At 61.2% G+C, this 12,502-nt stretch carries 11 protein-coding genes; 3 read left to right on the plus strand and 8 right to left on the minus strand.

The genetic code is table 11. The annotated features are described in order from the left end of the window. Nucleotides 1-33: 33 nt before the first annotated feature. The 7 genes from AC3WMT_RS10915 to AC3WMT_RS10945 form a co-directional block, all read right to left on the minus strand. Complete coding sequence (locus tag AC3WMT_RS10915) at nucleotides 34-576, minus strand: 3'-5' exonuclease (RefSeq protein WP_103304780.1); 543 nt, start codon at nucleotides 574-576, stop codon at nucleotides 34-36. 70 nt (nucleotides 577-646) lie between these two features. Further along, entirely contained in the window at nucleotides 647-2,608 is a 1,962-nt protein-coding gene (locus AC3WMT_RS10920) for an acetyl/propionyl/methylcrotonyl-CoA carboxylase subunit alpha (RefSeq protein WP_103304781.1), read from the minus strand. Nucleotides 2,609-2,676: 68 nt separating this feature from the next. Then, nucleotides 2,677-3,474: an enoyl-CoA hydratase/isomerase family protein gene (locus AC3WMT_RS10925; protein WP_103304782.1), complete on the minus strand. Its 798-nt coding sequence runs from the start codon at nucleotides 3,472-3,474 to the stop codon at nucleotides 2,677-2,679. Next, a complete protein-coding gene (atuD, locus tag AC3WMT_RS10930; RefSeq protein ID WP_103304783.1) occupies nucleotides 3,471-4,628 on the minus strand; it encodes a citronellyl-CoA dehydrogenase in 1,158 nt (385 codons plus the stop codon). Before atuD ends, AC3WMT_RS10925 begins: the two co-directional genes overlap by 4 nt. Nucleotides 4,629-4,658: 30 nt before the next feature. After that, on the minus strand, nucleotides 4,659-6,275 hold the full coding sequence (gene atuC / locus AC3WMT_RS10935) for a geranyl-CoA carboxylase subunit beta (RefSeq protein ID WP_103304784.1): 1,617 nt from the start codon (nucleotides 6,273-6,275) through the stop codon (nucleotides 4,659-4,661). 3 nt (nucleotides 6,276-6,278) lie between these two features. Further along, the gene (locus AC3WMT_RS10940) at nucleotides 6,279-7,148 is read right to left on the minus strand and encodes an SDR family oxidoreductase (protein WP_103304785.1); all 870 of its coding nucleotides are present in this window, start codon (nucleotides 7,146-7,148) and stop codon (nucleotides 6,279-6,281) included. Nucleotides 7,149-7,160: 12 nt separating this feature from the next. Continuing rightward, nucleotides 7,161-8,945: an acyclic terpene utilization AtuA family protein gene (locus tag AC3WMT_RS10945; RefSeq protein WP_103304786.1), complete on the minus strand. Its 1,785-nt coding sequence runs from the start codon at nucleotides 8,943-8,945 to the stop codon at nucleotides 7,161-7,163. A gap of 183 nt (nucleotides 8,946-9,128) precedes the next feature. On the opposite strand from AC3WMT_RS10945, the gene AC3WMT_RS10950 reads away from it, so the two are divergent. The 3 genes from AC3WMT_RS10950 to AC3WMT_RS10960 all read left to right on the plus strand — a co-directional run bounded on the left by AC3WMT_RS10950 (nucleotide 9,129) and on the right by AC3WMT_RS10960 (nucleotide 11,742). Beyond that, nucleotides 9,129-9,752 carry a TetR/AcrR family transcriptional regulator gene (locus AC3WMT_RS10950; protein ID WP_103304787.1) on the plus strand — a complete coding sequence of 208 codons (624 nt, stop codon included), beginning with the start codon at nucleotides 9,129-9,131 and terminating at the stop codon, nucleotides 9,750-9,752. A gap of 92 nt (nucleotides 9,753-9,844) precedes the next feature. After that, the gene (locus AC3WMT_RS10955; protein WP_103304788.1) at nucleotides 9,845-10,642 is read left to right on the plus strand and encodes a substrate-binding periplasmic protein; all 798 of its coding nucleotides are present in this window, start codon (nucleotides 9,845-9,847) and stop codon (nucleotides 10,640-10,642) included. A gap of 86 nt (nucleotides 10,643-10,728) precedes the next feature. After that, on the plus strand, nucleotides 10,729-11,742 hold the full coding sequence (locus AC3WMT_RS10960; RefSeq protein ID WP_103304789.1) for a GNAT family N-acetyltransferase: 1,014 nt from the start codon (nucleotides 10,729-10,731) through the stop codon (nucleotides 11,740-11,742). A 144-nt stretch (nucleotides 11,743-11,886) separates the two neighbouring features. On the opposite strand, the gene AC3WMT_RS10965 is transcribed toward AC3WMT_RS10960, so the two are convergent. Beyond that, nucleotides 11,887-12,441, minus strand: coding sequence for an RNA polymerase factor sigma-70 (locus AC3WMT_RS10965; RefSeq protein ID WP_064120208.1), 555 nt, complete (start codon nucleotides 12,439-12,441; stop codon nucleotides 11,887-11,889). Nucleotides 12,442-12,502 lie beyond the last annotated feature (61 nt).

The following is a 12,502-nucleotide window of genomic DNA, read 5'->3' on the forward strand; positions in this document are numbered from 1 at the left end:
AGTATGCACAAGGCTTTTGGCGCCGTCACGCCCCTATAGCGGCAGAACCAGCGGCAGCAACCGCGCGGTATTGCGGGCATCCTCCAGCGCTCGATGTTGCTGACCGCTGAACTGCATCCCCGCCAGTTGCAGTGCGCCGTTGAGCCCCAACGGCCGCTCCAGGCGCCGGGCCTTGGCGAAACGTTGCTTGAGGTTCATGTGGGGCACTCGACTCAGTGCGCTGTCGAGTTGCAGCCGCTGCCATTCCTGAAGTAACTGCCTGCGGTCGTAATCGCCCCAACTGGCCCAGCCCTCAAGGCGCGTCTGATGCTGAGCGAGCCAGCGCTCGAATGCCGGCCAGACTTCGCTCAAGGGCTGCGCCGTATCGATATTGGCCTGGGTAATGTGCGTCAGCTCGCGACAGAAGGGCGTCAGCAACGGCCGTCGTGTCGGTTTGACGAAACGTTGAAAGTGGTCCTGCTCGCGTCCGGCGCGATCGACCAGCGTGGCACCGATCTCGATAATTTCCATTTCCGTGACCGGCCAGCCACCCTCGTCGGTGGTGGCTTCCAGATCAATGACCAGCCAGTGGGGCATCGCAGGGTTCCTGATTTCCGCGTTCTGATTATTCAGAGCGTAGTCAAACCCTGCGTTTGCGCCTGGATGACTACTCGACCTGCAACAGAACCTGACGATTTTTTACCTGATCGCCGACCTTGACCTGCACCCGCTTGAGTACGCCGTCGATGCCGGCCTTGAGCGGGTGCTCCATTTTCATTGCCTCCAGCACCACCAGCAACTGACCTTTGCTGACCGGACTGCCTTCGCTGACCAGTACGTCGACGATGGCACCGTCCATCGGCGCCTTCAAGGTGCCTGAGCTGACGCTGGTCTGACTGCCGATCACGGCATGAGTTCGATCCTCCAGGCGCAGGCTGCCCGGATGGGTAAACAGCCACAGGTGCCCGCCATCGTGGCGATAGGCATGACGTTGGCGCAGGCTGTCAATTTCCAGCGTTACCGAGGTGGCGCTGTGATCGATGAGCTTCAATTCGAAGCTGCGGTCAGCGATTTGCACCTGAATCAGATCGCCCGGGCACTTGAGCAGTCGCACACTCCAGTTTTGTTCATCTAAACCGAGCCGATAGTGCAGCGGCACGCTGGTGTTGTTGCGCCAATGGCTCAACGGCGCGCGATGCTGTTGCGCGGAGGCCAGATAAAACAGCGCCGCGGCGATGGCCAGCTCTTCGGCGCTCGGCGTGTAGCTGTGCAGGCACGGGTGATCGCTGAAGTGCTGCGCGATGAACCCGGTGCTGAACTCGCCGCTGATGAATTGCGGATGTTGCAGCAGGCTTTCGAGTAGTCGCTGATTGCTTTGCACACCAAGCAACACGGTGTCTTGCACCGCGCGCAGCAGTTTGCGCCGCGCCTCTTCACGGGTGGCACCGTGGGCGATCAGTTTGCCGAGCATCGGGTCGTAAAACGGGCTGACCGATTGACCTTCGCACAGGCCATGATCGATACGCGCATTATGCGCGAACGCCGGTTCCCAGGCCTCGATGCGGCCGGTCTGCGGCAGAAAATCCTGCGCCGGATCTTCGGCATACAGCCGCACCTCCATGGCATGACCGGTGAGCTGGACTTGCTCCTGGGTCAGCGGCAGAGGCAAGCCCTCGGCAACCGATATTTGCCACGCGACCAGATCGAGCCCGGTAATCAGCTCGGTCACCGGATGCTCCACTTGCAGGCGGGTATTCATCTCCAGAAAGTAGAACTGCCCACGCGCATCGAGCAGAAACTCCACGGTGCCGGCGCCGACGTAATTCACCGCGCGCCCGGCCTTGAGCGCGGCTTCACCCATGGCTTGGCGCAACTCGGCCGTCATCACCGGGCAGGGCGCCTCTTCGATGACTTTCTGATGGCGGCGCTGGATCGAGCAGTCGCGTTCGCCGAGGTAGATCAGGTGGCCGTGGTGGTCGCCAAACAGCTGCACTTCGACATGGCGCGGCTCGACCAGTGCCTGTTCGAGGATCAATTCGTCACTGCCAAAGCCGTTCAGTGCTTCAGAACGTGCGGTGCGCAACTGCGCTGGCAATTCAGCCGCGTTGTGCACCAGACGCATGCCGCGACCGCCGCCCCCGGCGCTGGCCTTGATCATCAACGGATAACCGATGCGTTCGGCCTCGCGCAGCAATGTCGCGTCGTCCTGCGCTGCACCTTGATAGCCGGCGATGCAGGGCACGCCGGCGTCGAGCATGGCGATTTTCGACAGGCGTTTGCTGCCCATCAGTTCGATCGCGTCGGGGCTCGGGCCAATGAAGGTCAGGCCGGCCTGTTCGCAGGCGCGGGCAAACTCGGCGTTTTCCGAAAGAAAGCCGTAGCCGGGATGGATTGCATCGGCGCCGCTGCGGCGGGCGGCGTCGAGGATATTCGGGATACTCAGGTAGGACTGCTGCACCGGCGCGGCGCCGATGTGCACGGCTTGATCGGCCATTTGTACGTGCAGCGCATCGGCATCGGCGTCGCTGAAAACGGCGACGGTGCGGTAGCCCAAAGCCTGGGCGGTGCGCTGGATGCGGCAGGCGATTTCACCGCGGTTGGCGATCAGGATTTTGTGGATGGCGGGCATGGTGATCTTCCTGAAGTTTTAACGGTGAATGTGCTGGCCTCATCGCGGGCAAGCCCGCTCCCACAGGGTCAGGTGGCCCACCCGGGTTTGCGTTTTTGCATGAACGCCAGGGTCCCCTCGATGCCCTCCGCACCGGTCACCGCTTCGCTGAACCATTGCGCCGCCTCATCGAGCAACTCACTCGACGGCTGTCCGGCACTCGCCAGCAGCAACTGCTTGGTCAGCGCATTCGCCTGTGGCGCGCAACACAGGACATGTTGCAGCACTTCATCCAGCCGCTCGGCCAGCGCCTGCGCGTCCTGCTCGACAAAATGCACCAGGCCTAGACGCCGCGCCTGATGGCCGTCGAAACGTGCGGCGGTCAGGGCCAGTCGGCGGGTTTCGGTGAGGCCGATACGCTGCACGACAAATGGCGCGATCTGCGCCGGCAACAGGCCGAGACTGGTTTCCGGCAGACCGAATTGCGCCTGGTGATCGGCAATCGCAATGTCGCTGACGCAGGCCAAACCAAACCCGCCGCCCATCACCGCACCTTGCAACAGGCAAATCAGCACTTGCGGCGCGTGCTGGGCTTCTTGCAGAAGCGCGCCGAACGTCCGGTTCAAATCACGGTAAGCCTCGGCCCCTTGGGCGCGGGCGTTGGCCATGTCCTTGATGTCTCCACCGGCGCAGAAATGGCCGCCACTGCCGCTGAGCACCAAGGCTCGCACGGCGCGCTCATCGCGAACGGCGGCGAGCACGGCGCGCAATTCTGCGACCATCTGCAGACTCATCGCATTGCGGCTTTCGGGGCGATTGAGGGTGATGTGCAGCACGCCGCCATGCAGTTCCAGCAACAGCGTCTGGCAATCGGGCAGGCTGCTCATTTCCGTTTCCCCGGCAGGATGCCCATCAGTTTGCAGATGATCCCCAGCATGATTTCGTCGGCGCCGCCGCCAATCGACACCAGCCGCACATCGCGATAGGCGCGGGCCACCGGGTTGTCCCACATGAAGCCCATGCCGCCCCAATATTGCAGGCAACTGTCGCTGACCTCACGGCCAAGGCGCCCGGCCTTGAGTTTGGCCATCGACGCCAAACGTGTGACGTCCTGACCTTTCACGTACTGCTCGGTGGCCTGATAGACCAGCGCCCGCAGGCATTCGATTTCGGTCTGTAATTCGGCGAGGCGGAAGTGGATCACCTGATTGTCGATCAGCGCATTGCCGAAGGTCTTGCGCTCCTTGCAGTACTCGATGGTGCTGTCGATGCAGTATTCCAGGCCCTTGATCATGTTCGCCGCACCGAACAGGCGTTCCTCCTGAAACTGCAGCATCTGCATCATGAAACCCGCGCCTTCGTGGCCGATGCGATTGCGTTGTGGCACGCGCACGTTGTCGAAAAACACCTGGGCGGTTTCCGAACTGCGCATGCCGAGCTTGTCCAGATTCGAGCTGAGGCTGATGCCGGGTGTGTTCATCGGCACCATGATCAGCGACTTGTTGATGTGTGGCTTGTCGTCGGAGGTGTTGGCCAGCAGGCAGATGAAGTCGGCGCTCGGCGAGTTGGTGATCCACATCTTGCTGCCGTTGATCACGTAGTCGTCGCCGTCCTTGCGTGCGGTGGTTTTCAGCCCGGCGACGTCCGAGCCGGCGCCGACTTCGGAGACGCCGATACAGCCGACCTGCTCGCCGGTAATCGCCGGACGGAGGAATTCTTCGCGCAGCTCATCGGAGCCGAAACGGGCCAGCGCCGGGGTGCACATGTCGGTTTGCACGCCAATCGACATCGGAATCCCGCCGCAGTGGATGGTGCCGAATTCTTCGGCGGCGACGATCGAGTAGCTGTAGTCGAGGCCCATGCCACCGAATTTTTCCGGTTTGGAAATCCCCAGCAGACCAAGGTCGCCGGCCTTGCGGAAAATCTCGTGGATCGGAAAGCGGCCGGCCTTTTCCCATGCCTCGACGTGCGGGTTGATCTCGTGTTCGACGAATTGGCGGACGGTGCGACGCAGTGCTTCGTGTTCGGGGGTGAAGATCATTTTTATTGTTCTCCTTTCAATCCGTGGCAGTCAGAACCGGCTGACGCCGAAGCTGTTGGGTTGCAATGCGCGAATGTCGGCTTCGTGGCAGATATCCAGCAGATAGCCGAGCAGGGTGCGGGTGTCACGCGGATCGATCAGCCCGTCGTCCCAAAGATTGGCGCTGCCGTAGAGCGCGGTGGACTGGCTGTCGAGTTTCTGCGCGGTGACCTGTTCGAGCATGTCGAGCATTTTCGGGTCTGGTACGAGGCCGTCCTTGAGTTGCTTGGCTTCGGTAACGATGCGCAGCACTTTGCCGGCCTGCGCCCCGCCCATCACCGCGGTGCGGCTGTTGGGCCAGGCGAAGATGAAGCGTGGGTCGAGACCGCGCCCGCACATGGCGTAGTTGCCGGCACCGTAGGAGCCGCCGACAACAATGGTCAGCTTCGGCACCCGCGCATTGGCCACCGCTTGAATCAGTTTCGAGCCGTGTTTGATCACCCCCTGCTGCTCCGATTCGGTGCCGACCATGAAGCCCGTGGTGTTGTGGAAGAACAGCAGCGGCGTCTGGCTCTGGTCACACAGTTGAATGAACTGCGCAGCCTTGCTCGCGCCGTTGGGCGTGATCGGGCCGTTGTTGCCGATGAAGCCGCAGGCGCGGCCCTGGATCTTCATTTGGCCACAAATGGTCTGCTGATCGAACTCGCCCTTGAATTCGAGAAACTCCGATTCATCGGCAATCCGCGCAATGATTTCGCGCACGTCGTAGGGCTTTTTCGGATCGTCCGGGATCAGCCCCAGCAGTTCGTCGATGGGGTAGAGCGGCTCTTTGTACTGCGGTTCCGGCAGCCACGGCAGTTGTTCATTCCACGGCAACATGCGCAGGATCTCGCGCACCGTGCGCACACCGTCGGCATCATTCTCGGCGAGGTATTCGGCGGTCCCGGCAACCTGTGCGTGCATCTCGGCGCCGCCCAGTTCTTCATCGGTGGCCACTTCGCCCGTCGCGGCTTTGAGCAGCGGCGGACCGGCGAGAAACAGCTTGGCCTTGCCGCGCACCACCACCACGTAATCGGAAAGTCCCGGTTGATAGGCGCCGCCCGCGGTGGCCGAGCCATGCACCACGGTGATCTGCGGCAAGCCCATCGCCGACATCCGCGCCTGATTGGCAAAGCTGCGCGCACCTTCGACGAAAATCTCTGCGGCATAGTTGAGGTTGGCGCCGCCGCTTTCGGCGAGGGTGATCACCGGCAATTTGTTCTCTTGGGCGATCTGTTGCAGGCGCAGGGATTTTTTCAGACCGCTGGGCGAAATCGTGCCGCCCTTGATCGCACTGTTGTTCGCCACCACCATCGCGCGAATGCCCGAGACGTAGCCAATACCCGCGATCAGCCCGCCACCGGCCGCGCTGCCGTCCTTGTCGTCATGCAACTTGTAGCCAGCGAGGCTGGCCAGTTCGAGAAAGGGCGCGCCCGGATCAAGCAACAGATTCAGACGTTCGCGGGGCAGCAACTGCCCGCGCTGGTCGAATTTCGCCTTGGCCTCGGCAGCCTTGTTCAGCAGGTTTTGTTCCAGTTGCTGCACATGCTCGATGGCTGCGAGCATCGCCGCACGATTTCGGGCGAAGGCTTCGCTGTGCGGATCGAGTTGGGACTGGATCTGCGCCATGACTTACTCCTTGTCCTTGAGGACATCTGGCAAGTAGGCCCGATGAAAACCATTGAACGACTCGCTGTGCGTCGCCTTGTGCAACGGCCACGCACGACTGCCGAGGCTGGCCGCGCCATCGATTTTCAGCGTGCTGCCGCTGATAAATGCCGCCGCCGGACTGAGCAGAAACACGATCGCGGCACTGACTTCCGATTCGGTGCCAATGCGCTTTAGCGGCACGTGTTCACGCAGGGTCGGGATCACCGCTTTGAACGCGCCTTCGTAGGTGTCCATGCCGCTGGAAGCGATCCAGCCAGGCGCCACGGCGTTGACCCGCACTCCGGCATAACCCCACTCGAACGCCGCCGTTTTAGTGAAGTTGTCCATGCCCGAGCGTGCCGCGCCGGAGTGGCCCATGCCGGGCATGCCGCCCCACATGTCGGCGAGCATGTTGACGATATTGCCGCCGTGCTTGCTCATCGACTGGTTGAACACTTCCCGGGCCATCAGGAAACCGCCGACCAGATTGGTGCGCAGCACGGTTTCGAAACCTTTCTGATTGATCGAGGCCAGTGGCGACGGGTACTGACCCCCAGCATTGTTGACCAGCCCGTGGATCGGCCCGTGTTCGTCGATCAATTCGCTGACCAGTTGTTTCACCGCGTCTTCATCGCGGATATCGCACGCCTTCCAGTGCGCACGACCACCGTCTTCGGCAATTTCTGCCGCGACCTTTTGCAACTTTTCCGGCTTGCGCCCGACCAGCAGCACATTGGCGCCGAGCGCGGCGAGTTCATGCGCGGTGCAGCGGCCGATGCCGCTGCCGCCGCCGGTGACAATGATGGTCTGGCCGTTGAACAGATCGGCTTTGAATATCGACGCGTAAGCCATGCACACCATCCTCTAATCGAGCTGCTCGGCGATGCTCTGCGGCACCGGGATCTGGATTTCCAACAATTGCTGGGCGAAGGCCTTGCCTTGCGGATCAATGCGCAGACTGGCCACGCCACCGCCGCCGAGGGCGTTTTCCAAAAGGAAATTCAAGCTGTGGGTGCCGGGCAGATACCAGCGTTCGACCCGGCCGTGAATCGGGTCGAGGACGTGGCTCATCCAGTCGACGATCACCGCCGGGGTCAGCGCTTCGGCGATCCACGGCAGGTATTCGGGCTTGCGCGCCAGCACACCGATGTTGCTGTGATTGCCCTTGTCGCCGGAGCGCGCCACGGCCAGTTTTACCAACGCCACGCTGGCATCGGCACGGCCCTGGGGTTTCGGCGGTTGCTGGGCAATCGGCAAATCTTCGCTGTCGAGCGCTGCCAATGAGGGCAGGGCACAGGGATGGCGAACGCCGGCCAGATCAATCTGCAAGGTGCAGGCGCTTTTATCGATCAGGAATGAAAACAGACGGATCAGCGGGTACACCGTCGGCCGCCCGCCAACGATGCCGGTCAGCCCCGGAGCCATGCCAGTCGCGGCCTGGGCGATTTCCCGGGAGAACAACACCAGTGCCTGTTTCTGCGGATGGCGCACGGCAATTTTGATCACCACTTCGCGGCTGTCGCGACGCTGGCCGTGGGGGCCGTAAGTGGCTTCGCTGCCGAGCAGCTCGATGTGGGTTTCGCTGTAGGGCGCCCAGCCGCGCTGGCTGAACATCTCCGAGGTCTTGTCGAGGATCGCCTGGCTGACGCGCTGGGCCTTTTCTACTGCATCGATGCCGGCGATGAGGCAACTGGCGGTGCAGCGAAAGCCGTCCGGGCAGGTGGCGCTGACCTTGTATTTGTCGCTGGGCGGCAGGCCTTTGGCGCCGTGCACCTGCACAGCGTTCTTGCCTTGTTGGCGGAGTGTGACCTGGCTGAAATCGCAGATCACATCGGGCAGCAGATACGCCTGCGGATCGCCGATTTCATAGAGCAACTGTTCGCCGACGGTCAGCGGCGTGACCAGTCCGCCGGAGCCTTCGGGCTTGCTGACGATGAAGTGGCTGTCGGCGCTGACTTCAACGATCGGAAAGCCGATGTGCTCGTAATCCGGCACGTCGCGCCAGTCGGTGAAGTTACCGCCGGTGCATTGCGCGCCGCACTCGATGATGTGCCCGGCCAGCGCGGCCTGAGCGAGTTTGTCGTAGTCGTGCCACGACCAGCCGAATTCGTGCACCAGTGCCGCGCTGACCACCGCACTGTCGACCACGCGACCGGTGATAACGATATCGGCGCCCAGGCGCAGCGCTTCGACAATACCCGGCGCGCCGAGGTAGGCATTGGTCGAAACGCACACTGGTGGCAATGGGGCGCCGCTGAACATCTCGCGGATGCCGCTGAGTTGTTTGACTTGCGGTTGCAGATCATCACCCAGCAAGACGGCGATTTTCAGCGCGACGCCAGCCTTGTCGCACGCCGCTGCCAGCGCGGCGGCACAGGCCTGTGGATTGACCCCGCCGGCGTTGCTGATGACGCGGATATTCTGCTCGGCCAGTTGCGGCAGCAGCGGCGTGAGCACTTCGATGAAGTCACTGGCGAATCCGGCCTGCGGGTCCTTCATGCGTGCGCCGGCCATGATCGACATCGTGATCTCGGCGAGGTAATCGAACACCAGATAATCCAGGCGTCCGCCGTCCACCAGTTGCGCGGCGGCGGTCGACGTGTCACCCCAGAAAGCACTGGCGCATCCGATGCGGACGGTGGTTGGCATTTTTATCTCCGACTCAGAAACCTGCGACAGAAGTGTCTGGAGGCTACCAAGCAAGCGCTTGGTTTGTAAACAGCTGAAATATCTTCTGCCCAAGCGCTTGCTTGGTCGCCATTGGCGGCTTAAATTGCGCGCAACCCTGCGGTTTCAGGGGGCAACAGACTGATCGACTGTAGGAGAGAACGGGTGGACGAGCAAAAAGCCCTGAGGGTCATGCGCGAATTGGTCGACGACGGCCAGTTGACCGACCCGGACAGCGCCCGCGGCAAACTGCTGCAAGTGGCGGCTCACCTGTTTCGCAACAAAGGCTATGAGCGCACCACGGTGCGTGATCTGGCCGGTGCGGTGGGCATTCAGTCGGGGAGCATTTTTCATCACTTCAAGAGCAAGGATGAAATCCTCCGGGCCGTGATGGAAGAAACCATCCGTTACAACACCGCATTGATGCGCGCAGCGCTGGCCGATGCCGGCAATGTGCGTGAGCGGGTGCTGGCGCTGATTCGCTGCGAATTGCAGTCGATCATGGGCGGCAGCGGCGAGGCGATGGCGGTGCTGGTCTACGAATGGCGCTCGTTGTCCGAAGAGGGCCAGGCCAGGGTTCTCGCCCTGCGCGATGTCTATGAAGACATCTGGCTACAGGTGCTCGGTGAGGCCAAGGGCGCCGGATTTATCCGCGGAGATGTATTTATTACCCGACGTTTCCTCACTGGCGCATTGTCCTGGACCACCACCTGGTTCCGTGCGGGCGGCAGTTTGAGCCTTGATCAGTTGGCTGACGAGGCGTTGATTCTGGTCCTGGAAGAGCGTTGAAGCGCTTTCTATCGAGTCGGGAAACTGGCTAACTGGGCGAAACCGCCTAGCTTGAATGCATTGATCGGTATTTTTTCGGGGAGTGGGGTGTTTTGAAGTCTTCGCCAATTCGGACGGCCGCGGGGTTATTGCTCGCAGCGCTGGCTGCAATATGGGTATTGCCCGCTCAGGCAGCGCAACTGGTTCGGGTCGGTGCGGCGCATTTTCCGCCTTACACCGTTCGCCCGGAAAACGGTGCCGACACGGGTCTGTTGCCGCAGTTGGTCGAGGCGTTGAACCGCCTGCAAAGCGACTATCAATTTGTCTTGGTTCCGACCTCGATTCCTCGCCGGTTCGGTGATTTCAAGCAGGGCCGGATCGACATGGCGATCTTCGAGAACCCTGAGTGGGGCTGGAAGGAAATTCCCCACAGCGATGTCGATATGGGTCTGGAGGACGCTGAAATATTCGTCGCGCAACGCGAGGACGGCCGCCAGCAGAGTTACTTTGCCGACCTCACCGGCAAGCGTCTGGCGCTGTTCAGCGGTTATCACTACGAATTCGCCAGCTTCAATGCCGATCCAAAATTTCTCGCGCAGAACTTCAATGCCACGCTGACCTATTCCCATGACAGCAACCTGTTGATGGTGCTGCGCGGGCGCGCGGACATTGCGCTGGTGACCCGCTCATATCTGAGTGATTACCTGCTGCGAAACGAAAAAGTGCGCGATGAGTTGCTGGTATCGCAGCGCATTGATCAGATCTATCACCACTACGCTATCTTGCGTCCGACCGCGCCGATCAGCGGTGACGCATTCGGCAAATTGCTGCAAGGTCTGCGCGACAACGGCGAGATGCTGAAGATTTTCGAGCCGTACCGGATTGCCGTGGTGCCGGTGCCTCACCATTGAGGCACTGATTTGCCGCTGAGGCTAAATTTCCCCGCTCGGCTCACGTCCCATCGTTGAACTGTCGACGATTATCGTGAGCCCGACCCATGTCCAATCTGAATGACCTGACTGCCCTGGCCTTGCCTTCGGGCAGCCACTTGGTAGCCGATGCAACCGAAAGCCGTCTGAGCCTGAGCCTGGACGGGCAACCGCTGATTCGCCTGCGTCTTGATCGCGAGGCCCAAGGGCCGATCCAGATCGATGAGCGGTTTGCCCTGCCGCCTGTCCAGGCGCTGTGGGCGGCCTGTTATTGGCTGTTTGCGCGCGATCCCGAGTGCCGGCAATTGACCTGGCAACTCGACGAGCCGCCGAGCGAAGCCTTGCTCAGCGGTTTGTTGGTGAGCACTGAAGTGGCCGGTGAATACCGCTGTGAGCGCGGCTTGTTCTGGCAATTGCCACAACCGTGGCTCGGCACGTCGCTGACCGGCAGCTATCCGCAGCAAATGGTCATCAGCAGTGGCAAACGCCATCCGCTGCGCCCGGTCAAACCGCGCGGTGAAGTCTATCGGCGTTTTGATGCGCGGCTGGGGGCGTGGATTTCCCTGCGCACGGTCGAAATCGAAGCAGACCTGCCGCGCTTCAATCGCTGGCAGAACAGCCCGCGAGTGGCCAGCTTCTGGCAAGAAGAGGGCAGCCTCGAAAAGCATCGCGAATACCTGAGCAAACTCGACGCCGATCCGCACACGCTGACCTTGATCGGCTGTTTCGATGATCAGCCATTTGCCTATTTCGAAGCCTATTGGGCCAAGGAAGATCGCATCGCGCCGTTTTACGACGCGGACAATTACGACCGCGGCATTCACATGCTGGTGGGGGAAGAGGATCACCGCGGCCCACACAAAGTGGCGAGCTGGCTGTCGGCGCTGGTGCATTACCTGTTTCTGGATGATCCGCGTACTCAGCGGGTGGTCGCCGAACCGCGTGCCGACAACGCGAAGATGATCGGCCACATGCACAACCAGTGCTTCCATTGCGAGAAAGAGTTCGATTTCCCGCACAAGCGTGCGGCGCTGATGATTCTGGGGCGCGAGCGGTTTTTTGATCGCTGCAAACTGGCTTGATGACCAGGCCTCAGGATCTCTGTGATCCTGAGGCCGCCTTCGCGAGCAGGCTCGCTCCCACATTTAACCGCGTTCTTTCAGGAGAAATGCAGTCATATGTGGGAGCGAGCCTGCTCGCGAATGAGGGCGCCAGAACTTCTCTGATTAACGACGACCCACCGCCACTGCATCCCGACGACTGCCCGACACCTTGCGGCAGTGCACCAGTGCATCGCGAATCATGAAGTTGACCAGCGTCGGCGAAACCCCCAGTTCCTTGGCGATGTCCTTTTGCGGCACGCCATGCAGGCGGTACATCTCGAACGCATAGCGAGTGCGGCTGGGCAGCTCGGTCAGGGCGTCAGCGATGTTTTCGAGGGTCGAGAAGTTGATGTGCGAGGTTTCTGGTGACGCGCCTTGAATGACCACGTTCAGCCCTTCCTCTTCAGGGCCGGAATACTTCTGCTCCAGCGCCTGTTTGCGGTAGTGATCGATGGCGAGGTTGCGCACGATCTGGAACAGATAACTCAATTGAGCCTTGATCGACGACGTGATCGGTGGCGCCGATTGCAGTCGGAAAAACGCATCCTGCACCACATCTTCGGCGCGTGACCGGCAGCCGGTAATGCGGGCTGCAATCTTGACCAGAATCAGTCGATTGTCGACGAATGCCTGAAGTAGCGGTGAATCGCACCTGCTTGTGGATACTTGTTCCGTCATGGAAATCACCTTGCTGCCAATAGGTTAGTGGGACGCCTGGGGGACGGGGCCGTCCTACACA

The organism is Pseudomonas sp. FW305-7 (assembly GCF_058786735.1).